The following is a 19,761-nucleotide window of genomic DNA, read 5'->3' on the forward strand; positions in this document are numbered from 1 at the left end:
AGCCGATGAATTATAACGATATAAAGCAACCCCTTGAATTATCAATATCTTCAAGGGGTTTTGTTGTGTTGTGAAATCAAAAAGGGGCAAAAAAGGGGCAGAATTAAAAAATAGTATCTAATTTATTGACCAGTTTATCCTCCATATCCTCAGTAGTATGAGAATAGATTTCCAAAGTCATCTTTGCATTTGAGTGTCCAACTCGATCCATTATTGATTTTATTGGAAGGCCAGACTCTGCTAAAAACGAAATATGAGAATGCCTAAAAATATGGCTAGATAAGTTTTTTTCTATTTTAGCCTGTTTTCCATATTTTTTTAATATCTGTATGAAGCAAGCTATTGTTGTAGGTTGATTCCATTTTTCAAAACAGAAAATATAATCATCGCTTGACAATGGCTGGAAACGTTCGCTAAGTCGTACTATTTGTCTTTGGATAGCTTCTATGACACTTTCTGATACTTTGATTGTCCGTATTGAATTTGTAGTCTTTGGTAGCGTTTTGATTTTGTTTACTGAATCAAAATTACCTGTGATCTCAATTTTGTTGTTTTCGAAGTCTATATTCTTCAGTTGTAAGGCAGTTAACTCACCATATCTCATACCAGTTAATGCCAGCACAAGAACCATATCAGCGTACTTTTGGTGATATTCTCGACGATTAAGGACATCGATAAGCGCTTTTATTTCTTGCATGGTGAGAAAGTTGTTACGCTTTTTTTCCAGTTCTTCTAAAGTCTTTGGTTTTTGAGGAATCGTAGTATAATCGACCTCGTTGTTTTCAATGTAAGAGTATTGAACAGCGTAATTAAAGATACCTCTGAGCCTATGCCGTACTTTTTTAGCTGTAATATATCCGTTGCTTTCAATAATTTTTTCAATAGCCTCTTGAAGAAAACGCCTGTCAAGATTAGCAAGTATGGTATCGGATGGTATGATTTCCTTCATCTTCTTATCAACTGATTTACAATTATGTTTTGTTGATTCCTTTACTGTTTGCGCCCATGATTTATAGAAAAGGTTATAGATTTCTTCAAATGTAATGCTTTCTACTTGTTTTGTGCTGAGTTTTTTATTTATCTTCTCTTGCAACAAGATAGCAGCTTGATTTCTTGCCTGGGGAGTTTTCTTCTCCATCGTGACTGAAACTTTTTTTAATTTCTCAGTATATGGATCTTTATATCGCTCAAAAAATTTGTATTTTCCGTTGGGAAGTTCTTCCATCCACATTGTATTTACCTCACTTTTTTGATAAAATGGGTATAGTAAAGAGGGCTTTTAATGCCTTTTACTATACTGGATATCCTCACACTCAGAGTCGCCAAACTTTGCGAGTGTGGGGATTTTTTTGAGTTGTTTCCAAAATGGAAACAGTTGGCAGCTCGTCAGATAATAAAATAAGGTGTACCTCTTAGAAGTACACCAGACGATTTTATCCTTGACGAACAAGGCTTTTTTACATTCTTAGTGTATTTCTTTTTTTAATTTCTGTCAAACGTCAACTTATTTTAACGACTTATGTTTACTAGAATATGAAAAGAAAAGTAGTCGTATCAAATACGGCTACCATCACGTTATGGATCTAAAATCCAAACCTAAACTTTATGGAGCTAAACTCCTGATAGCTGTATTGTAATATAATTTTCAAAAAATATCAATTTTGCACAATAGACCTATGGGATGAGGTTGCTATTGGCGAATATGGGGGTGTTTTTGTTTATTTCAAGTATTTATAACTCAAAAAGGGAAGTAACAATTAAGCTACTTCCCTGGAGCGCAAAGGCTCAAAGTTTAAAAATATGAGGGTAAACCTCTAAGTAACCTAATTATAGAGTAAACTTTTATAAATGTCAATTTTTTAAGTACAATTCTTTTAATTTTTCGTCAATTCTATCTAAAGTTTCGTCACTAACCTTGATTTTTCCGCAAGGATCCAGTTCGTTTATGTAAATAATTCTGTCTTTACTAATCGTTTTTATCTGATCACATTTTGCGTAGGAAATTTTATTAAATCGTTGATAATGGTTAACAAGATCTTTTAATTTTCTATTAGTGTTTTCCACTTTTTCCATCCCTGCACCGTTGTCATAGATTTCTTTAGCTGATTCTGAATTGTAAGCATCTCCGTATTGAATCAAAAATTCCTGATATATTTCATCGGCACTCCCTAAATCAAAAGGAGTAATTTCTGTAAGTGCATAGTGAATGATCGAAAAATAATCAAAACCAATTTTGTCAAGAATAGGTAATAAGAATCTTTTGGATTTTTGCTGTATAACTTCGTCAATCATAACAGAAAACTTTTTTTCTTTTGAACTAATTGGAAGTACCGTCAGATTCCTTGATTTTGGAGAATCATTTTTATTTAGGACAACAGCCCAGTGTCTATTTGATAATTCAGAGCCAATATTGATTCCAAAATCTACAAAGATTAAAGAACCACGTTTCAGAACATTGTAACTCTTGCTAGTGTTTTGTGTTTCTGACAAGAATAGATTAGATTCTTTTTCTAGCCAATTAGGCAAAAATCGGAATTTATTATTATTTTTAAATGTTGAATGAACTTTCTCAAAGTTTTTTGAAGCCTTTAAAATCTGTTTATTTTGTATTGTCATTTATTCCCCTCTATACACCCCGATAACTGCATAGATCTTGATGTGTGTGTCTTCGGCTGGTGGGAAGTCTAGGGTGATGTCTTCGTACTTGTCATTGAGTGATACGAGGCGTAAGCGTCCGTTTTCGGTATAGATCTTTTTGAAGTAAGAACGGTCTCCGTATGCGATAACTGCTAGGTCTCCGTTGTAGGTGGTCAGTCCTTTGTCTACTAAATAGAGAATATCTCCGTCTTGGTAGTCAGGCTGCATGGAGTCTCCGCTGACCTTAGTCGCAATATCGTGATGTGGTGGTTGCTCGTCGACCTCTATAATCTCTCTGTCTGTATCGTCGTACCCAAATCCATAGTTAAATCCAGAAGCTGCGGCTGTCTCAGATACAACCTCAACTTGGTACAAGCTGATAACTTCCGATACTTCGTTTATCTTCGTCTCTTCTTCGTTTTTCTGCTCGTTCAGTTGCTTCTCGGCATAGGTCAAGACTTTGCCTTGTCTAGGCGGTTCTAGTTTGTCGTAGATGGATTGGATGGGGGAAGTGGTGGGTGCAGGAGAATTTGATAACCTTGGGTCAATAACTTCAATAGGAACTTCAAAGAAATCAGCAAGTATTTCTGCATTCTTTTTGGAAGGTAATCTTTTTCCTGCAAAATATTGGCTTAGTGTGCTTTGAGATATACCTGAACCCTTAACAATATCTTGCTGATTATATCCTTTTTCTTGTTTTAATTTGTTCAAATTATCAGATATGTCTGTTCTCAGTTTCAACTCTAATGGAGTAAGCGTTCCTCTTCCTACCATAGTAATCCCCTTCCTATATTCTTTTAATGAGATTGTATCACATTTTTAAAGAAAATCAAAATTATTTTAAAAAAAATCAAAAAAATTATTGACAATATCTCATTAATGCGATATAATTAAATCAAGCTTAAGGAAAAGGAGGTAAGGCAAATGATGGAACACATCATAAAAAGCCTAGCAACCAAGGACACTGCAACCGTCCTCTTGGCACTAGGCTTAATCAGAGAAGCTCGTCTTTGGCATAAGCAGTACTTAGCTTACAAGCTCAAAGACAAAGAGCTTAAGAAAAAGTAGAGAAAGGGGCAGAAGCCCCAACCTCTACTTGATAGTGTACCATCATTTGCCGTGAAAAGCAATGAGTGAAGAAACTGGATTGATAATCCTAGCAGGATTTGTGATTGTATCTTTTACTATCCGTCAGATAGTGAAGTACCGAAGTGATAAAAAAGATAAGGAGTAGGGGAATGCCAGGACAAAAAGAAAAATACCACGATAGACGTGGTAGACCTGATGAGTTGAAGGTTGAAAAAGTTATCCATCTTTCAATTTTGAGAGGCGAAGGAACCGAGACGGATGGCATTAGGGTTGTAGAACAGTATTATAACATGGACGGCAATCTAATATTTGAGTTAGATCCTTGCTCTCCGCATTATCAAGAATTTTTAGGTTTGCGTTGATTTTGTTTATCTTTGTCCAAATCTAAAATATCTTGTAGTAATTGCTCGTTATCATGGCGTTCAATATACCATTTTTGCATAAGTAGTTCTATAAACTTCAGCAACTTGTGAGCCTCATTTGATTCGATATCCACTATAAGATTTACATCTTTTTCTGGATGGGCGCCAATGTTTCCAAGTTTTCGTAGAGCGTCGAGTACATTTTTAGTGCTAGGGTCAACAGACTCTTTTAAAGCATCTATCTCATCTACTAACCTTGCTTTAGAAATTCCCCAAAAATCTCTAATCATTCCTTGTAGACAACGTCTAGAGAGGGTAGCAGAAGCTTTGGGGCTGAGATCTAAGATAGCGTGAGCTTCTTCATAATCACTTCTGATAGCCTGAGGGATGTAGTCTGGATAGACTTTTGCAAGTGAAATAGGGTTGAAGTGCATAATACGATTTGGAAATTGACTACCAACGCCCACGATATCAATCGAAACTTTATGACAGTTTGGACACTTCATTGATTGTATTTTTATTTTATCGCTCATATTTTCGTCACTTATAAAATGTGAACGACGAATCAAAAAGTAGTGTTCGTCTTCTCGGAATGTATCGTAGTGCTTTGGAATAGAACAACCGCAAAATAAGCAGAATAGTTGATTAGAATCCATAAGATTTCTCCAATCGTTTTATTTTGATTATACCACATTTGAAAGGGGGGTGAGAAAATGAGACCAAGACGATATCCGTATAGTGGGAAAAGAAAAAAGCAATCTGATAGACAGATCGCTAAGTTAAAAAGAGATATTGATGTAAATCGTACAAATATATCATCTTTAAAATTCGTTATAGAAACTTTAAGTAACCATCAGAATTATCGATAACTTGATAACCTTGAGCAGTTGCTTCTTCGATAATTTCAGCTTTAGACATTTCAAAATCAGATAACTGAATTACTGCGCTAGGTTTATCAGTAGTCGACTCTGAAAAATAAGATAATAGAATATTATCGAGATTTTCCCAGGTTAGTTTCTTAACAACGTGGTTTGGCTTATGGCTAAGCTTACTCATTTTTTGAACCTCCTTTCTGCTGAAGTTTTGACTAAAACGGGAGAGGTCTTAGTCAAGATATATTATAACCCAAACATGTTTGGGTTATAATATATAGTGTAGAAAAGGATGTGATGTGTTTGAAATACACAACATATGGTGTTTTCGATGTGGGATAAAATTGAAAAACAATTAAAAATAAAAGGCTGGTCGATGTATCGTTTAGCTAAGGAATCGGGTGTCCATCCATCTAATTTTTCAAATCTGAAGGCTGGTAGGATGAAAGAGATGTCGTGGACGAATATGTGCAAAATCGCTGATGCACTGGAAGTCAGCTTGGATGAATTAAGATAAGGGGGTGAGTGCGTGCAGGAAATGAATCTTAAAAAGTGGATGGTAGTTAAAGATTTAACTGTTGCAGAATTTGCTGAAAAGATTGGGGTGTCACCTCAGACAGTCACAAACTGGCGAAAAGGTCATACGATGCCAAATAGTAAATATATTCCAATTATCGAACAGATTCTCGGAATTAAATATCAAGATATTACATGGACAGAAACGTCTTAATTTTTTCAAAAAAATATCTCAATAATGAGATTAAAGGAAGGCTGAATGAAAATAAGCGAAGAGAAAGGAGAGCGTATGACAGATTTTAAAAACTTGAATGTCCAACTAATCTTTCAGAAATGCAACGGATGATTACACAGCGGTTAAAAATGATTTTCTGAGAGATCCAAAACTTGAACCTGCAACAATTGGGATATTGATGGTTATTCTCAGCAATAAAGAGAATTGGCTAGTCTATCCAGAGGAAATAGCTAAACGATTAAATGTTAGTCGTGACATGATAGACCGTCATCTAAAAAAACTAGAGGATGCTGGTTATATGCGAGTTGTCAAAAAAAGCCTTGGTAGAGGTCGAGGAGTTCAGACTTTTAGATTCTTCTCAGATATAAAAATTACCGATTTTCAATTTGAGATTATGTTGCAGAGATTGGAGGATGCTTTACAAAAGTTATCCACAGTTTGATATTTACATTTCCGACTTTTACAAATCTGTATTTTACAAATCTGTATTTTACAAATCAGTAAAATAAGGCACTAATAAGTATTAACTAACAACAAGTATTAAATAACAATAAGTATTAATTAACAACCAGTCCTACTTCTCTAAATAAATAAAAGAGAGGTTAGAAAAAATAAATACAATGGAGAAAGAAATGAGACCAAGACGATATCCGTATAGTGGAAAAAGAAAAAAGCCTATCAATTTTCAGATAGACTTAGAAAAATTCAAGCGTCTTAGCTATGAAGCCATTCATGATACTTCTCAAGTAACTCAATAGGAGGAAGGAATAAAATGATTCACCACTATATAACTCATTATGCCAGCAACGGGAAAGATTACGCCGAAGCATGGATTCAAATCAATATTTTTGGAATGTGCTTTTGTGTATGGAAAAAGCGTACAACCATTGAACGATTGTACGCAAACGAAGATTAGACTTTTTTCCAACCGTTGCCTTTAGCAGATGTCGGAGGGAGCCGATCACCTTTTCCGATAGTTGCGGTATGACCATTAGTAACTTTTCCGCCACGAGGTCCTACCTCTACATAGCGACCAGGTTTCTGATTATCTGTTCCAGGTTTTATTGGAGTATTTGCCATACTATCTCCTCCTTTCTATTGGAATTTTGACTAAAACGGTGAGAGGTCCTAGTCAAGAGTATTATAGCAATTTAGGAGGATATTACATCAGTCTTGAGGCTGATATAGGAGTCTGAATGGAAGATAAAATCATTGAACTTGCTGATTACTTCATCAGCGAATCTACAACGTACAGAGAAGCAAAAATAGCATGTGAGAAGCTATTTAGACAAGTCAGCCATGAGATAGAACTCAGGGCAATGGAAAGTAGGACAGTATGAAAGAAACAATAAACGAATTTTTAAAATTCAGAAGTCGATTTACAAAACGAGAATGGTTTGAAATTAACCAAGTTGTCGAAGCTCGTTTAAATGAAAAAGCCGACCAGTTGAAACTGGACGACTCAGATGTAGAAATCATTTCTAAAAGACTAGAAAAAGTTACCTAGAAACGATTTGAATAAAAATTGGATGGATACGATAGTCAGCGCCACGATAGTGAATGTAGATATAATCCTGATGGTACATCGAGTTTGCTTCAGGTTTAGAAATTGGTGAGTAGAGTTCTGCATTTTCTTCCCACCAAATGTAAGGACTAGCCATATTTGGTCCCATTACACAATCGTCGTCGGCTGATAGGTTCACCCAATTTCCGCAAAGACATGCGTGAATTTCAGTCATAATATTACCTCCTTTCTGGTTTCATTATAGCAGAAAAGGAGATAGCAAAAAAGCACCTGACGGCAATCAGGCGCATGACAAAATTATTCAAGAAAATTATACCACGAAAGGAGCAAAAATGGAAACAGTTCAAATCGTGAGAATTAAAGACGTGATCATCGAGAAGATTTCTGCAAACGATGAAGAACTAGAGCACATCTTTGGATGTTCAAAACGACAAGCGGGAGATATGAGGCGAGAGATGAAAAAATTACCTAGTCAACAAAAATACCTTAGAAACGATGGTCAGCTTGTCACAATCAAAGGTTTTGATGCTTATCTGCAATATCGAGGCAGTCAATCATGGAAGAAAGAAATGTCTAAAACCGTTAAGATGACACGATAGCAGAATAATAACTACTAACTTTACAACAAACTACTACTAATCTAAATAAAAGAAAGGGATAACTGAGTTATCCACAGGAGAAAAACAATGATTAACAAAGACCAAATTATCAAAGCGCAACAGGAAAAAATTGAACGCATTGAACAGTTACAAAAAAAGCTACATAAATTATCTACGCTTGGATTGCTAACTACAAAACTTTTGGGGCTACCTAATGAGTTAGAAAAGCCGTTGAAAGTAACCCACGACATCTCACATGTCATCAAGGATGTATTGGATGGCATGAGCCCAAGTGAGGCGATTAAGCAGAATATGGCAGAAGAAGATGATGAAGAGGAAGAATAATGTTTGAACCACCATTAGTTAGCCAGCTTTTAGGAACTGGTGCAGTGATTTTAGGATTTATCGGTGCAGGGCTTCTAGCTCATCAGATGGATAAGCAGGAAGAGGAGAAAATCCGCCAGAAGGAAGAAGAAAGACGAGAAGAGCAAGAATTTGCGTCTATGATTATCCAAGGTTACAACCAAGCATACGAACGTGGTAGAGAGGCACAGCGACAAGAAATCCGCAAGAATATCCGCAGAGAGTTCAAAGGCTTCACCTACGACAACGAACCGCCTCAAGGATTACGCCCTGAGCCTCTAGCCTTGCCAGAACCACGAAGATCACGCTATGAAAAGTATTTGGGGTAGAGCAAAGGAGACGCTAATGACTAGAATTGAACTTGAAAACCGTGTATGGCTTTTGGCCAATCATGAAGAAAAAAACGAATTGCTGGATCTTGGAAAGGTGTATGCTCATGTTTGATTACGACAGAGATATAATGCAACCGCCTGAAGAACGTGAAGAACTTGACCCAAGCCAGTACATCTATGTTGGCTGTGGGCAGTATCGATACGTGGGGGATGAAGTATGATTCAGGAGCTACACGAAGAAATCGATAATTGGCGAGCTGAATATATTCATCTTGGCCGAGAGCTCGGGGAAATCATCAACGAGCAACAAAATATTATTTTGAAATTGCAAAACGAAAATCGACGCTTAAAACGTGAAAATTGGAATTTGAAGAAGACGAAAGGTAGAAGATGAGCTTTTAGAAGGCTCTAAAATCGCCTGTATGCGATTTTAAGAAGCAGGTATATAAATTATCGAACGAAGAATAAAAAACGGAAATAGACCCCAAATATGAATAATGAGGGGCATAGGAGAGAAACGATGGCAACACTTTACGAATTGACAGGACAATTTCTTGATGTTTACAACTTGGAGTTGGACGAAGAAACAAAACTAGACACCTTGGATTCCATTGATTGGGAAATTGAGTATGAAACCAAGGTAGAAAACTATATCAAGGTCATGAAGAACCTTGAAGCGGACGTTGAGGCTCGTAAGAATGAAATTAAGCGCTTGATGGAGCTAAACAAGGCAGACGAGAAGAAGAAAGAACACTTGAAAGATACACTTTCAGCAAGCATGAGCCTGACAGGTCATGAACGTGTTGATACACCACTTTTCAAGGTATCATTTAGAAAATCTCAAGCCGTGGAGGTAGACGAAGCAGTCTTGCCAGAATATTACAAGGTAGCAACTTGGAAAGCGGATAAGAAACGCTTGAAAGAGGACTTGAAGAAGGGACTTGAAATCATTGGTGCAAGTTTGGTTGAGCATAAAAACTTGAGTATCAGATAGGAGTTAGGATATGACAAAATTAGCTTTTTCAGAATTGCAAAAGAGAATGCAACTAGAAAAAAAGAAAAAACAAGGTGTAAATTACGCTTTCCGAAATGCTGAGGATATTTATACAAAATTTAAAGAAATCAATACCGACTGGGAATTGACTGTATCAGACGATTTGTTTGGTGTAGGGGAACGTATTTTTGTAAAATCAACCGCTATTGTATCAAACGGAGATAAACAATTTCAGTCAGTTGGTTTTGCGGAATTGGATGAGGTTCCTGTGTTTAAAACAGGAAACCAGCAAATGCAAGTACCACAATGGACAGGAGCGGTTAGTTCTTATGCTCGCAAATATGCACTACAGGGGTTGTTTGGAATCGGAGAGAAAGATGTTGACGAATATCCAAGTGATATGAACGAAGCTGAAAATCAACAAGCTAAAAAAGCTAATGACCCAGTTATCTCAGTTGAAAAAGCAAACTACTATCTGAAAGAAATTGCTGCTATTTCTGTTGAAAAAGGCAAAGAGGATGGCTCTATCGTTAAATGGTTCTTGAACCATCTTGGAGTGGTCGATTATAAGATGATTAAGCAGTCGCAGATTGAAGATGCGGATATGTTACTTGCTAAATTGAAAGGAAACTAGAAAATGATAAATAATGTCGTATTAGTTGGTCGTTTGACCAAAGACGCAGAATTACGCTACACACAATCAAATGTGGCAGTCGCTACGTTTACTCTTGCAGTAAATCGCACATTTAAAAGCGAGAATGGAGAGCGTGAAGCTGATTTTATCAATTGCGTTATGTGGCGCAAGCAGGCTGAAAATCTTGCTAACTGGGCTAAGAAAGGCGCTTTGATTGGAATCACTGGACGCATTCAGACTCGGACTTATGATAACCAACAAGGACAACGTGTCTATGTGACAGAAGTGGTTGCTGAGAATTTCCAGCTGATGGAATTTAAGAAAGATGGTAGTCAACCAGTAGTTGATAACCACGACCAGCAAGCACCTAATTTTGCGAGAAATTCAAATCCGATGGATATTTCGGATGATGATTTGCCATTTTAAATAGGTGTTTCTATGAACAGACTAAAAGAATTAAGACAAGAAAAAAAGCTATCTCAAAAGGAAATAGCAAAAGAAATGAGCATATCAGAAAAGACTCTATCACGCTGGGAAAACGGAGAAAGCCAAATCAAACCAGAAAAAGCCCAACAACTTGCTGACTACTTCGGGGTAAGCGTTGGATATCTGTTGGGGTATGAAAGCAACCCATTGGAACGACTGAAAAGCTTAGTTGATGAATTAAAGGAGCACAAGGACTTGTTAGGAGTTCTGGATTGGTACACAGCTTTTGATTTAGCTAATGACATTCTTGCAATAGCAAGCGTGGAAAAAGCTAGATGGCTAGGGAGGTTGAATGCAGGAGAGATTGATTCTTAAATTTGAGTTGAACAGGAAGCAGATGATTAACTCAAATGATAGACCGCACTTTCATCAAAAGGCTAAAACAACTAAGTTCTTACGGCAGTTAGCCGAATACGAGGGCAAGAATGTACTGAGAGATTACTTTGGCTTACCTTACAGCGAGGACAAACCTTGCAAGGTTAAGGTTCGGATATATCCTCCGACAAATCGGAAGTATGACCCACCGAACTGGTCGCCCACAAGCAAGGCTTTGTTTGATGGTTTGACGGACGCTAAGATTTGGACAGATGATAATTACAACGTGATAGTATCGACTGAGTTCATGCACGGTGGCAAGTCCGGAAATAAGAATTATAGGATTGAGCTGGAGATTTACGAATATCACGAGATATTGCAGAGGATAGTTGATGGGATTTGATAGGAGGATAGAAATATGATTGGAGTAACCTATCAGGAAATTCATCTCTTTGTTGAGTTTTTGAAAAAGCAGTATGGGCAAGGGCGTCCAGACTATATTGAAGCCCTGAACGACTTAGACGGTATGGTGGAAGTCTCCTATAGAGAAGCTATTGAAAGATTTTTAGACGATGAAGTACGATAAACACACAGTAATCGACGGATTGAAACGCACAATCGAGCAAAACGAAGAGAAGATAATCGAGTATTCGAAACCGTGCGATGCACGCAAGAGACGGATTAGAGCGCTGGAGCGCGATTTGTTGAAGAAAAAGAATAAAGAATTAAGAGGGAAAGTGGAGGAGTTGGACGATGATGGAAGATTTAAAGAAAAAAGTTAATGAAGTATACGGCTGGTCGGTAGAAGACGGGAAGCCCAAGCCTCCCAAGCAAGATTTACCACAAGCAGTGAAAGACCGGGCGGACTATTTCTGGGAAATGACAGAAGATGGCATGACGTTTATGGGAGCGATGGAATGTATCTTCGCTGATGAAAAGCCTACAGACTATGATTTGGGAGCTACTAAGGGTTGGTTGCCAAAATCTAACGAGTTTGATGATTGGATTGGCTATTCGCCAAGTATGGCTCAGGTAGTTATTGCAGTTTATTTGATTTATGGAGGAAACTAAGATGAATAAGCAGGAATTGATTAAAAAATTTGAAGAAATCGGGATTCATGGTTTGAATATGTTTGGAACTGTAGTCGAAGGCATTCCGACCGAAACTGCAATTACATTAATCAAACAACTAGACGAACCAGAAAAAGTCAAAGTTCCGCAGTGTGTTCATAAATATATTCAAGAAGCCAAAGAATATAATTGGGACTTGCAAGATTTAATGAAGTCTATAGATGGTGAAGATAGTGAGGAACTTCAAAGATGGTTTTATCACGAATGTAATCAAGAAACACTTGCCCGTGCATGGCTTCTAGGCTACGAGGTCGAGAAAGAATCGAAGTATATTGTGAAATTGAAAAACGTTCCTTACTTATTTGGGATTTTGAATTTCAGTAAACGTTCAAAACAGTGGTACTTTTCAGATTCAAATACAAACCACACTCATGCAACAAATCACACCCGTAAAGAACTAGAAGAAGCTGGGTTCGGATGGGTGTTCGATTGCCCAGGGATTGAGATTGAGGAGGTTGAGGTATGAGTTATGAGTGTTCGAATTGTTGTAAAGAAATCGAAGACGAGTTTCTGGTAGTGCAAGAGAATCATGTTATTCTAGCATTATTTAACGATGTTGAAAATTGTTTCTGTAGTCATCAATGCGTCAATGATTTCTTGATGATTGAATCTAAGTACTTATCAAATGGAGACATACCATACGATGGAGAGGAGGTCATAGATTGAAACGACCAAACAGATACCCTTACACACGAAGTCAATGGGCTGAAGAAACTGTTAATCACTATACATATAAAAGCGATATTTGCTATACAAGTCACATTTTAGAAAATAGACTTACTGGAGAAATAAAGGAGGTCACAGATTGAAACGATTCATAGCTATCTGGATATTATTGTCTGCTGGATTGAATATCTGGCAGATGGACAGGATTGCAGAACTAGAAAAGAAAAAGCCGATGGTTATCTACAAGGCGGATAACGCAGGCGCTGAGGTATTCGGTAAGGTAGTTGAGAAAGGACGACACGGAAAGTTATACACGCTTACGATTCGTGACTACGGGGTGTTTGTGGTTACAAAGGACGTGTATGAGAAAGTGAAAGTTGGAGATGAGGTGATGTTATGACACCAGTTGAAATTTGGGCTAGTCAGGAGCTAGATACTAGTTCAGAAAAACTAGCGGAACTAGCAGCGGTATTTGAAATATAAGCTATGATTTTGTTCTTTGAAAACTGAATAATGAATGGGTGCGAGAACTTTTTTGTTGAAAAATAAAAAAGTAACGCAAAAAGTATTGACTTAATGCGTTACAAATGATATAATAGTCTATGTAAGGTTGAGAAATCTAACAAATCCAACAGAAAGGACTTAGCAGATGGCTAAACACGACAAGAAAAAAAGATGGTTTCCCAAAGCGAAAGAGGTCACAATCGAACTCAACCTCAAATTCCTTAAGATAACCATCAAATTCTAATGGGAGAGGGGCGAAAGCCCCAAACCCTGTTGTTTAGTTCATTCTAGCATAAGGAAAGGTAAAAAGCAAATGAAAGATAATGTACTTTACCACAAAAAGTTCAAGCGTGCAGAAATTACGATTGAGCGGACGACCTTGAAAGAAAAAGTTCAAGGTGTTGTTGGCATTGCTGTCCTTGCCTTGGCTATTTGGTATTTTACTAGATAGTTATGGCAAAGAAAATGGGGCGACCTCTAAAAGGAGAGAGTAAGCGGAATAAATCAATGACCGTCAGAATAACTGAGGATGAGTTTGATTTGATTTCAGATGTTTCTATGAAGTTAGGAATTTCTAAATCAGATACGATTATCCAGGCTGTTGAAGAGCTTGCCCAACGTTTAGAGGAATAAAAAAAGCACGAAGTATTCCACCGACCAAAGCGATTACTTCGTGCAACCTCGCACCCATTCATAATGAATAGGATACGCATATAGTATACCATGCGTACCCTTATTCATGCAACAGTTTTTATAGAAAGGGTACGCTTTTTGTGTACAGAAAATCATGGAAAATCAAGATTTTATCAACGAATTACATATGGCCTTTAGGTCAGAAGCAAGGACTGAGGAGTTAGAAAAGTGGGACTCACTTATAGCTGCAATCGTCAGAAAACATTTTCCAGAGGAACAGGCGAGAGTATTCTTTGATGTTCAGGCCACTTTTATGGCAGTTTTTGCCAATGATCTAATCAATTTTATTATTAACTTTTTTACAGAAGAAGAGGAAACAAATGAATAACGTAATTTTGCTGAATAATCAGCAAGAAGTAATTAACGAAGAACCTTGGACTTATAAACAGTTCAAAGATTGGGTAGATAATCAAGTTGACTTTGCGGAAGCTATGAGTTTACCTGCTAATAAAAAAGTGCTTGATGTTATGATGGAAAAAAATGCAGAGGCTTGGGCGGAAATTGCAGATATGCTTGAAAACCGCAAGTTGATTTATAAGATGAAGAAAGGATAAAGGAAATGGAATTACAAATTTTTAAAAATGAACAGTTCGGTCAAGTTCGTATGGTAGAGATTGAGGGGCAACCTTGGCTAGTTGGGAAAGATGTTGCGGATATTCTGGGGTACCAAAACGGTAGTCGAGATATAAACCGACACGTAGATGAAGAAGATCGCCAAAACTACCAAAACGGTACTTTTGGAAATAGAGGTGTTATCATCATCAACGAGTCTGGTCTTTACTCGCTCATCCTATCCAGTAAGCTCCCACAGGCTAAGGAGTTTAAACGCTGGGTGACTAGTGAAGTGTTACCGTCTATCCGCAAGCATGGAATGTATGCGACAGACCAGCTACTTAACGATCCAGACCTAGCTATTGCAGCTTTTCAAGCTCTGAAAGCAGAACGAACAAAAAATAAGGAACTTGAAGTGCAGAATAGTAAATTACAATCCGAACTAGACGAAATGAAACCAAAAGCAGACTATGTAGATGTAATGTTGGCTAACAAGGGTTTAATTTCTACAACTGCTATTGCTAAGAACTATGGAGAAAGTGCTAAAAAATTCAATTTGCGACTGAAAGACCTAGGTATTATATTTAAGCAAGGGAAGGTGTGGCTGCCTTATGCTAAATATCATACTAAAGGATATGTGCATATTGAACCGCATCCTATTACACATAAAAATGGTATGCCAGATGTCTCTTTGCATACGAAATGGACAGTGAAAGGGCACTTCTTCTTGTATGAAATTTTAAAAGACAATGGCATTCTGCCGTTAATTGAACGTGAAGATGTGGCTTAGGTAGAACAAAAGCCCAATCCATAAGGACTAGGCTTCAAAGATGAAGTTGTAGAGTTGGACAACCTTCTGAAAACTGGTTGTATCCATGGTTGTGATTTTTTGAGCCCTGCGCTCTCTAAAGTCAAAAGTATAGAGTTGGAGTGGATTGACAGAGCCATCTACCTTATTGGAACGCACTGGAACGAGCAGGCCTTGTTCTTCTAGTCTGCTTTGACCGTGTGTAATAGGGCATACAGCAACAAATCCCGTCCGCTCCGAATATTCTCTACGCGAGACGACAATAGCAGGACGGCGTTTCTGAATCTCACGTCCAACAGACGGGTCGAAGTCAATCCAGATGATGTCCTGTTTTTCTGGAATGTAATCATATTTCGCTGTCAAGGAATTTTACCCCTTCAAAGTCATCTTCCATGCGTAGGTCTGCATCGCCGCTAAATGGGTCTGGAATTTTTGGAGCTAGGACAATGACATTATCTACACCCTTGTAGACAAACATTTCCTGACCTTCTGGAACATTGAGTGTTTTGGGAATGGTCACAGTGACAGAGTTCCCAACCTTACGAGTTTTAACAGTATTCATTTGTTTCTCCTTTATTTTGTATACATACAGTATACACCTAAAAAGGGAGCAAGGCAAGAAAAAAGCCAGCACAGCTGACTTCTTTGTGATATGTTCGCTAAAAATATTATATCATAAAGGAGCGATGTTGTGAGGTTATTAAAAAGCGTTGACGTGCAATTTACCAAAAAAAATGTATATGACGTTCTAGAGAGTTATCGCTCGTATGTCCGAATGGCAGGCGCTGAGTATTTGCCTAAAATTACAACGACCTACTCATTTGAACCAAAGACATTTACTGGTAAGAACACAGCTACTGAGAATATGGTTATCGAACATGTGGATGCAGAGGCAGAGGTTTTGGAGATTGAAAGAGCAGTGAATTGCATCATGGATCCATACGTTCGGCAGGTTATCGCAAAGAAGTACATGGATATGAAAATCCAATTATCAGACAAGGCTATCTATATGGACTTAGGCTATTCTGAAAGTGAGTTCTACCGCATGCTTAGCAGAGGTGCTTTGGAATTTGCGGAAGCCTATCGAAAAGGTAAGCTGATTGTCTTTCGTAAATTTTTGGGAGATATTTGCAAGTAAATTGCTAGGAAATGGCTTATTTTACATGGTAAAATAGTATTGTCAAGTGATAGGTCAATTGACGTCTCCTTTATACTTTATTATATTTTTCCGAGGCTTCGGTCTCTTAGACAGTAAGGACAGGTTAGCAGGTTGTTTGGGTCTCCTTGAAACTTTTACCAAACGTGCGTTTTACTGCTAGACCAGTTGGTTCGATTCCAGCTGCTGTCATTTGAGTGTTTGTGTCCCAGAATGGGGTAGGCAGTAGGCTTAGCATTCATATATCACTCATTAACTTACAAATGGTTGCGGAGCGACTAGACCTTGCATGATTGCGTAGCTAATTATACTCCGGATAAGTTATAAGCTAGAGGGTTTGATTCCCTCAGAGGTTGTAAAGACTACAAAAAATAAAAAAGAAGTCAAAATTTAATACGCACGCAAGGTTGTAGTCGTCTTGCAAGAAGGTCGCACATCGTGTGGCTTTTTTTGATTATTCGAAAGGTGGTGATGGACATTGGGTTAAATCAAAGACAAAAGATGTTTGCGAGCGAGTATTTGAGGACTGGTAATGTCTATCAATCCGCAATATTCGCAGGTTATAGTGAAGCGTATGCTAAAACAACCGCTAGTAAATTGCTAGAAAATGCAAGCGTTAAAACGTTTATACAAACCGAAACTGAAAAGATGCACGATGAAAATATTTTGAGTGCTAAAGAGGCTCTTTCGATTCTCTCAGACATTGCAAGAGGCCAGCGACTTGAGGAAGTTTTGATGATGAACCCTGTCACTGGTGAGGTGGATAGAGTTACGAAAAAGGCAGATAATAACACAGTTATTAAAGCGATAGCTGAGATATTGAAGCGTTATCCGACTGCTAAACAAGCTGAGAAACTAGAACTTGAAATCGAAAAACTTAAATCACAAATCGGTGTGGATAATGAACAAGACGATAAATTGATAGACTTCGCCAAGGCTTTGAGAGGTGCTTTTGATGACAAATAAATTTACAAAGCGACAAGAAGAAGTGCTTACACGAGTATTGAATGATGATTTTTTTATCTGTGGTCTCCATGGTGCAAAACGTTCAGGTAAAACTGTTCTAAACAACATGGTCTTCATGAATGAGATTGCACGAGTGAGAGAAACAGCGGATAGATTAAACATAGATGAGCCGATGTATATCTTAGCTGGAACATCTTCAACATCGATACAAAACAATATCATTCAGGAGCTGTATAACATGTTTGATATTGAACCTAAATACGATAAGCACGGAGCTTTTACCCTTTGCGGTGTCAAGGTAGTTCAAGTCTACACCGGTTCTATATCTGGTTTAAAACGCGCCCGTGGTTTTACTGCTTTTGGAGCTTATGTAAACGAGGCATCTCTTGCTAACGAACAAGTATTCAAGGAAATCATCTCACGTTGCTCAGGAGAGGGTGCTAGGATTGTTTGGGATAGCAACCCAGACATCCCGACACACTGGCTCAGACGGGATTATATCAACTCTGGCGACGATATGATCATCGACTTTCATTTTAAGTTAGATGATAATACATTCATGTCTGACAGATACCGAGAGAATATCAAGAATGCGACACCAGCTGGTGTATTTTATGACCGAGATATTCTTGGTCTGTGGGTGACTGGTGAGGGCGTCGTCTATCGTGATTTTAGCGAGAATATGGTTGTAGATAACGTACCAGAAGATATCACTAAAGTCTATGCTGGTGTTGACTGGGGGTATGAACACTTTGGCTCTATTGTTGTTATTGGAGAAACGCCTGACGGTTCGGTTTATCTGCTAGAGGAACATGCACACCAGTACAGAGAGATAGATTTTTGGGTAGATCTTGCTAAGAATATCAAGGAACGATACGGAAACATTACTTTCTGGGCAGATAGCGCACGACCTGAACACGTTGCAAGATTTCAAAGAGAGCAATTAAGAACATTCAACGCTAATAAAGCGGTATTGTCTGGTATTGAAGAAGTAGCCAAGCTGATGAAAGCTGGGCGTTTTTTTGTTGTATCAAACAAGGTCAGCAAGTTCAAAGATGAAGTCTACCAATACATCTGGAACGAAAAGACAGGCGAACCAGTGAAAGAGAATGACGACGTACTAGATGCGGTGCGTTATGCGATTTACTCGCAACATTCGCAACCAAAAGCAACCGTCCGCAGACGTTCTGATTATGGTCTATAGAGAGGAAAGACATGTACCAATATTTAACCTATCCACGGGATGGATATGATGAGGGTTCTTTGAAGAAAGACCTGATTTACAAATTGATAACGATGCATAACACTGAAAGCTCACATTTGAAGAAGCTTAAAAGCTACTATTTGGGTGAGCATGCTATCTTAGAACACACGAGACGCAACGTGAACGCACCTAATTACAAGACGGTAGCCAATCATGCCAAGGATATCGCAGACACGGCTACGGGCTATTTTATGGGCAATCCTATCAAGTATAACAATACTGCTGACGGTGATATCGATGAACTACTTACAGCCTTTGATGGTGCTGAAATTGACCAAGTAGATGCTCAGAATGCTTTGAACATGGCTATCTATGGTCGTGCTTACGAGTACATCTATGCTAAAGAGGGTATGGCTGAGTTGGATTCAACTAGTATTGATCCGGAGAATACTTTCATGGTCTACGATGATAGTATTGAGCGGAAGCCTTTGTTTGCGGTCTATTACTATGAAGTAAAAGACGATACGAAAGACACTACCAAGTACCAGGCTGAGGTTTTTACCGAAAATCTGCACTATCACATGGTGCTGAGAAGTACAGATTCAGGAACAACTCAGAATGAGCAGGTAACCCCTCACAACCTTGGGCAAATCCCAATTATCGAATATCGCAACAATCACTTTGCAATTGGTGACTATGAGCAACAAATTAGCTTGATAGACGCTTATAATTCCTTGATGGGGAATCGTGTCAATGATAAGGAACAGGCTGTAGAGTCTATACTTGTCTTGTATGGCACGCAGTTAGCAGACACTCCAGAAGACGCTAAGGTAGCAATGAAGATTCTTTCTGAAGAAGGTCTTTTGGAATTGCCGGGCGATAGTGCAAGGGCTGAGTTCTTGAAGAATACGCTGGACGAAAGTGCTACTGAAATCTTGCGTACAGCTCTTAAAGAGGACATCTACACATTTAGCCATGTGCCTAATTTGACTGATGAGAATTTCGCAGGGAATACTTCGGGGGTGAAATAGTTGCCCTCCTCAAAGGTAACTTTGAGGTAATAAATCGGGTTAAAATTGGAAGGCGCAAAACAGTAATAACCTAGATATTTATATTCTGTTA

General features: G+C 38.1%; 37 protein-coding genes and 2 pseudogenes. 30 read left to right on the forward strand and 9 right to left on the reverse strand.

Annotation, left to right across the window (positions count from 1 at the left end; translation table 11 throughout):
• Positions 1-103: 103 nt before the first annotated feature.
• From HT687_RS07080 to HT687_RS07090, 3 genes are all read right to left on the reverse strand, one after another.
• Positions 104-1,231 (reverse strand): site-specific integrase, encoded by a 1,128-nt coding sequence (locus tag HT687_RS07080; RefSeq protein ID WP_000266843.1) that lies wholly within the window; start codon positions 1,229-1,231, stop codon positions 104-106.
• A 620-nt stretch (positions 1,232-1,851) separates the two neighbouring features.
• Positions 1,852-2,616: a type II toxin-antitoxin system PemK/MazF family toxin gene (locus HT687_RS07085; RefSeq protein WP_166727503.1), complete on the reverse strand. Its 765-nt coding sequence runs from the start codon at positions 2,614-2,616 to the stop codon at positions 1,852-1,854.
• Positions 2,617-3,411 carry a S24 family peptidase gene (locus HT687_RS07090; protein ID WP_172924120.1) on the reverse strand — a complete coding sequence of 265 codons (795 nt, stop codon included), beginning with the start codon at positions 3,409-3,411 and terminating at the stop codon, positions 2,617-2,619.
• Between the two features lie 150 nt (positions 3,412-3,561).
• Here HT687_RS07090 and HT687_RS07095 point away from each other — a divergent pair, with 150 nt between their 5' ends.
• Together HT687_RS07095 and HT687_RS07100 are read left to right on the forward strand one after the other, a co-directional pair.
• Entirely contained in the window at positions 3,562-3,705 is a 144-nt protein-coding gene (locus HT687_RS07095) for a hypothetical protein (RefSeq protein ID WP_023937580.1), read from the forward strand.
• A 170-nt stretch (positions 3,706-3,875) separates the two neighbouring features.
• Positions 3,876-4,088, forward strand: coding sequence for a hypothetical protein (locus HT687_RS07100; RefSeq protein WP_023934689.1), 213 nt, complete (start codon positions 3,876-3,878; stop codon positions 4,086-4,088).
• Here the strand turns inward: HT687_RS07100 and HT687_RS07105 are convergent.
• The gene (locus HT687_RS07105; RefSeq protein ID WP_023937578.1) at positions 4,064-4,744 is read right to left on the reverse strand and encodes a DUF4145 domain-containing protein; all 681 of its coding nucleotides are present in this window, start codon (positions 4,742-4,744) and stop codon (positions 4,064-4,066) included. The genes HT687_RS07100 and HT687_RS07105 overlap by 25 nt on opposite strands.
• Before the next feature lie 175 nt (positions 4,745-4,919).
• Entirely contained in the window at positions 4,920-5,144 is a 225-nt protein-coding gene (locus tag HT687_RS07110; RefSeq protein WP_000040990.1) for a hypothetical protein, read from the reverse strand.
• A 147-nt stretch (positions 5,145-5,291) separates the two neighbouring features.
• Between HT687_RS07110 and HT687_RS07115 the strand changes: the two genes are divergently transcribed.
• From HT687_RS07115 to HT687_RS07125, 3 genes are all read left to right on the forward strand, one after another.
• Positions 5,292-5,477 carry a helix-turn-helix transcriptional regulator gene (locus HT687_RS07115; protein WP_000263488.1) on the forward strand — a complete coding sequence of 62 codons (186 nt, stop codon included), beginning with the start codon at positions 5,292-5,294 and terminating at the stop codon, positions 5,475-5,477.
• 21 nt (positions 5,478-5,498) lie between these two features.
• Positions 5,499-5,690: a helix-turn-helix transcriptional regulator gene (locus HT687_RS07120; RefSeq protein WP_239499797.1), complete on the forward strand. Its 192-nt coding sequence runs from the start codon at positions 5,499-5,501 to the stop codon at positions 5,688-5,690.
• Positions 5,691-5,847: 157 nt separating this feature from the next.
• A complete protein-coding gene (locus tag HT687_RS07125) occupies positions 5,848-6,153 on the forward strand; it encodes a helix-turn-helix domain-containing protein (RefSeq protein WP_142357898.1) in 306 nt (101 codons plus the stop codon).
• A 470-nt stretch (positions 6,154-6,623) separates the two neighbouring features.
• Here HT687_RS07125 and HT687_RS07130 read toward each other — a convergent pair whose 3' ends face one another.
• Positions 6,624-6,791 (reverse strand): YjzC family protein, encoded by a 168-nt coding sequence (locus tag HT687_RS07130; RefSeq protein WP_000024181.1) that lies wholly within the window; start codon positions 6,789-6,791, stop codon positions 6,624-6,626.
• Positions 6,792-6,907: 116 nt separating this feature from the next.
• On the opposite strand from HT687_RS07130, the gene HT687_RS07135 reads away from it, so the two are divergent.
• Both HT687_RS07135 and HT687_RS07140 read left to right on the forward strand, forming a co-directional pair.
• Positions 6,908-7,051, forward strand: coding sequence for a hypothetical protein (locus HT687_RS07135; protein ID WP_165852417.1), 144 nt, complete (start codon positions 6,908-6,910; stop codon positions 7,049-7,051).
• The gene (locus tag HT687_RS07140) at positions 7,048-7,218 is read left to right on the forward strand and encodes a hypothetical protein (protein ID WP_172924121.1); all 171 of its coding nucleotides are present in this window, start codon (positions 7,048-7,050) and stop codon (positions 7,216-7,218) included. Before HT687_RS07135 ends, HT687_RS07140 begins: the two co-directional genes overlap by 4 nt.
• On the opposite strand, the gene HT687_RS07145 is transcribed toward HT687_RS07140, so the two are convergent.
• A complete protein-coding gene (locus tag HT687_RS07145; protein WP_240152477.1) occupies positions 7,211-7,372 on the reverse strand; it encodes a hypothetical protein in 162 nt (53 codons plus the stop codon). The two genes, HT687_RS07140 and HT687_RS07145, sit on opposite strands and share 8 nt — an antisense overlap.
• A gap of 196 nt (positions 7,373-7,568) precedes the next feature.
• Between HT687_RS07145 and HT687_RS07150 the strand changes: the two genes are divergently transcribed.
• The 19 genes and pseudogenes from HT687_RS07150 (at position 7,569) to HT687_RS07240 (ending at position 15,295) form a co-directional block, all read left to right on the forward strand.
• A complete protein-coding gene (locus HT687_RS07150) occupies positions 7,569-7,835 on the forward strand; it encodes a hypothetical protein (protein ID WP_000450963.1) in 267 nt (88 codons plus the stop codon).
• A gap of 87 nt (positions 7,836-7,922) precedes the next feature.
• Entirely contained in the window at positions 7,923-8,180 is a 258-nt protein-coding gene (locus HT687_RS07155; protein WP_000608473.1) for a hypothetical protein, read from the forward strand.
• Entirely contained in the window at positions 8,180-8,527 is a 348-nt protein-coding gene (locus HT687_RS07160) for a hypothetical protein (RefSeq protein WP_000462836.1), read from the forward strand. Before HT687_RS07155 ends, HT687_RS07160 begins: the two co-directional genes overlap by 1 nt.
• Before the next feature lie 220 nt (positions 8,528-8,747).
• Positions 8,748-8,924: a hypothetical protein gene (locus HT687_RS07165; protein ID WP_172924122.1), complete on the forward strand. Its 177-nt coding sequence runs from the start codon at positions 8,748-8,750 to the stop codon at positions 8,922-8,924.
• Between the two features lie 126 nt (positions 8,925-9,050).
• Positions 9,051-9,524: a siphovirus Gp157 family protein gene (locus tag HT687_RS07170; RefSeq protein ID WP_000224405.1), complete on the forward strand. Its 474-nt coding sequence runs from the start codon at positions 9,051-9,053 to the stop codon at positions 9,522-9,524.
• Positions 9,525-9,534: 10 nt separating this feature from the next.
• Positions 9,535-10,158, forward strand: a complete 624-nt coding sequence (locus tag HT687_RS07175) for an ERF family protein (RefSeq protein ID WP_138700893.1) — start codon at positions 9,535-9,537, stop codon at positions 10,156-10,158.
• A 3-nt stretch (positions 10,159-10,161) separates the two neighbouring features.
• Positions 10,162-10,584, forward strand: a complete 423-nt coding sequence (gene ssb, locus HT687_RS07180) for a single-stranded DNA-binding protein (protein ID WP_000609572.1) — start codon at positions 10,162-10,164, stop codon at positions 10,582-10,584.
• 12 nt (positions 10,585-10,596) lie between these two features.
• Positions 10,597-10,779: pseudogene (locus tag HT687_RS11930) on the forward strand (helix-turn-helix transcriptional regulator); the annotation flags it as partial.
• A gap of 157 nt (positions 10,780-10,936) precedes the next feature.
• Positions 10,937-11,362: a hypothetical protein gene (locus tag HT687_RS07190; RefSeq protein WP_001158043.1), complete on the forward strand. Its 426-nt coding sequence runs from the start codon at positions 10,937-10,939 to the stop codon at positions 11,360-11,362.
• Between the two features lie 15 nt (positions 11,363-11,377).
• Positions 11,378-11,545: a hypothetical protein gene (locus tag HT687_RS07195; RefSeq protein WP_078929772.1), complete on the forward strand. Its 168-nt coding sequence runs from the start codon at positions 11,378-11,380 to the stop codon at positions 11,543-11,545.
• Complete coding sequence (locus tag HT687_RS07200) at positions 11,532-11,741, forward strand: hypothetical protein (protein WP_172924123.1); 210 nt, start codon at positions 11,532-11,534, stop codon at positions 11,739-11,741. Before HT687_RS07195 ends, HT687_RS07200 begins: the two co-directional genes overlap by 14 nt.
• A complete protein-coding gene (locus HT687_RS07205; protein WP_171043438.1) occupies positions 11,713-12,030 on the forward strand; it encodes a hypothetical protein in 318 nt (105 codons plus the stop codon). The genes HT687_RS07200 and HT687_RS07205 overlap by 29 nt, the downstream gene beginning before the upstream one ends.
• A 1-nt stretch (position 12,031) precedes the next feature.
• Entirely contained in the window at positions 12,032-12,556 is a 525-nt protein-coding gene (locus HT687_RS07210) for a DUF1642 domain-containing protein (RefSeq protein WP_138706347.1), read from the forward strand.
• A 339-nt stretch (positions 12,557-12,895) separates the two neighbouring features.
• Entirely contained in the window at positions 12,896-13,156 is a 261-nt protein-coding gene (locus tag HT687_RS07215; RefSeq protein ID WP_172924124.1) for a DUF1372 family protein, read from the forward strand.
• A gap of 417 nt (positions 13,157-13,573) precedes the next feature.
• On the forward strand, positions 13,574-13,711 hold the full coding sequence (locus HT687_RS07220; protein ID WP_166736852.1) for a hypothetical protein: 138 nt from the start codon (positions 13,574-13,576) through the stop codon (positions 13,709-13,711).
• A gap of 2 nt (positions 13,712-13,713) precedes the next feature.
• Positions 13,714-13,893 (forward strand): CopG family transcriptional regulator, encoded by a 180-nt coding sequence (locus HT687_RS07225; protein ID WP_125409080.1) that lies wholly within the window; start codon positions 13,714-13,716, stop codon positions 13,891-13,893.
• A gap of 154 nt (positions 13,894-14,047) precedes the next feature.
• Positions 14,048-14,281 carry a hypothetical protein gene (locus HT687_RS07230; protein ID WP_166736851.1) on the forward strand — a complete coding sequence of 78 codons (234 nt, stop codon included), beginning with the start codon at positions 14,048-14,050 and terminating at the stop codon, positions 14,279-14,281.
• The gene (locus HT687_RS07235; RefSeq protein WP_138701690.1) at positions 14,274-14,507 is read left to right on the forward strand and encodes a hypothetical protein; all 234 of its coding nucleotides are present in this window, start codon (positions 14,274-14,276) and stop codon (positions 14,505-14,507) included. Before HT687_RS07230 ends, HT687_RS07235 begins: the two co-directional genes overlap by 8 nt.
• A 5-nt stretch (positions 14,508-14,512) precedes the next feature.
• Positions 14,513-15,295, forward strand: a complete 783-nt coding sequence (locus tag HT687_RS07240) for a phage antirepressor (protein ID WP_166736850.1) — start codon at positions 14,513-14,515, stop codon at positions 15,293-15,295.
• 27 nt (positions 15,296-15,322) lie between these two features.
• Here HT687_RS07240 and HT687_RS07245 read toward each other — a convergent pair whose 3' ends face one another.
• On the reverse strand, positions 15,323-15,676 hold the full coding sequence (locus HT687_RS07245) for a type II toxin-antitoxin system PemK/MazF family toxin (RefSeq protein WP_112445311.1): 354 nt from the start codon (positions 15,674-15,676) through the stop codon (positions 15,323-15,325).
• On the reverse strand, positions 15,660-15,875 hold the full coding sequence (locus tag HT687_RS07250) for an AbrB family transcriptional regulator (RefSeq protein WP_001098945.1): 216 nt from the start codon (positions 15,873-15,875) through the stop codon (positions 15,660-15,662). Before HT687_RS07250 ends, HT687_RS07245 begins: the two co-directional genes overlap by 17 nt.
• Before the next feature lie 129 nt (positions 15,876-16,004).
• On the opposite strand from HT687_RS07250, the gene HT687_RS07255 reads away from it, so the two are divergent.
• From HT687_RS07255 to HT687_RS07270, 4 genes and pseudogenes are all read left to right on the forward strand, one after another.
• On the forward strand, positions 16,005-16,451 hold the full coding sequence (locus HT687_RS07255; protein WP_001237927.1) for an ArpU family phage packaging/lysis transcriptional regulator: 447 nt from the start codon (positions 16,005-16,007) through the stop codon (positions 16,449-16,451).
• A gap of 489 nt (positions 16,452-16,940) precedes the next feature.
• The gene (locus tag HT687_RS07260) at positions 16,941-17,435 is read left to right on the forward strand and encodes a terminase small subunit (protein WP_000351060.1); all 495 of its coding nucleotides are present in this window, start codon (positions 16,941-16,943) and stop codon (positions 17,433-17,435) included.
• A complete protein-coding gene (locus tag HT687_RS07265) occupies positions 17,425-18,639 on the forward strand; it encodes a PBSX family phage terminase large subunit (RefSeq protein WP_172924125.1) in 1,215 nt (404 codons plus the stop codon). The genes HT687_RS07260 and HT687_RS07265 overlap by 11 nt, the downstream gene beginning before the upstream one ends.
• Before the next feature lie 11 nt (positions 18,640-18,650).
• Positions 18,651-19,664, forward strand: a pseudogene (locus HT687_RS07270) (phage portal protein); the annotation flags it as partial.
• Between the last annotated feature and the right edge of the window lie 97 nt (positions 19,665-19,761).

The organism is Streptococcus sp. 1449 (assembly GCF_013276805.1).
Taxonomy (GTDB): Bacteria; Bacillota; Bacilli; order Lactobacillales; family Streptococcaceae; genus Streptococcus; species Streptococcus pseudopneumoniae.